The 923-nt window shown below is 69.2% G+C and carries 1 protein-coding gene; it reads right to left on the minus strand.

Annotated elements, in window-relative coordinates; translation table 11 throughout:
- Positions 1-923 (minus strand): polyketide synthase (locus MXD61_RS05705; protein WP_248811795.1); only part of this gene is annotated, 923 nt, incomplete at both ends.

Here is a 923-nt window from a genome sequence, read left to right on the forward strand (position 1 = left end):
GTGGGGTGGTGCTGGGGGCCCAGGGGGTGGGTTCGTGCAGGAGGGCGAGGGGGGTGTTGTCCCAGTCGATGTGGGGGGTGGGGTGGGTGGCGTGGAGGGTGCGGGGGAGGGTGTTGTGGTGGAGGGCCTGGATGATTTTGATGGTGCCGGCGATGCCGGCGGCGGCCTGGGTGTGGCCGATGTTGGATTTGAGGGAGCCGAGGTGGAGGGGTTTGTCGGTGGGGCGGTCGGTGCTGTAGACGGCGTGTAGTGCCTGGGCTTCGATCGGGTCGCCCAGCGGCGTTCCGGTGCCATGTGCCTCGACGACCTGAATGTCGTGGGGGCTGAGGCCGGCATTACTGAGTGCGGCCTGGATGACGCGTTGCTGCGACGGCCCGTTCGGTGCGGTCAGACCATTACTGGCACCGTCCTGGTTGATGGCGGTGCCGCGGATGACGGCGTGGATGGAATGGCCGAGGCGTTGGGCGTCGCTGAGGCGTTCCAGGACGAGGACGGTGACGCCTTCTGACCAGCCGGTGCCGTCGGCGTCGGCGGAGAAGGAACGGCAACGTCCATCCGCGGAAAGGCCGCGCTGCCGGGAGAAGTCGATGAACATTGCGGGGGTCGCCATCACCGCCACCCCGCTGGCCAGCGCCAGGGTGGATTCCCCGGAACGCAGGGACTGCACGGCCAGGTGAACGGCGACCAGGGATGAGGAGCAGGCGGTGTCGACGGTGACCGCCGGCCCTTCGAAACCAAGGACATAGGACACCCGGCCCGACGCCACGCTGCCCGCGCTGCCGGTGATCCGGTGACCCTCCAACGATTCCGGCGTCGCCCCCTCGCCCGCGGCGTAGTCGTGGTACATCAGGCCGCTGAAGACGCCGGTGGGGGTGCCGCGGAGGGTGTCGGGGTCGAGGTGGGCGTGTTCGAGGGCTTCCCAG

Origin of the sequence: Frankia sp. AgPm24 (genome assembly GCF_023243055.1) — a bacterium.
GTDB lineage: Bacteria > Actinomycetota > Actinomycetes > Frankiales > Frankiaceae > Frankia > Frankia umida.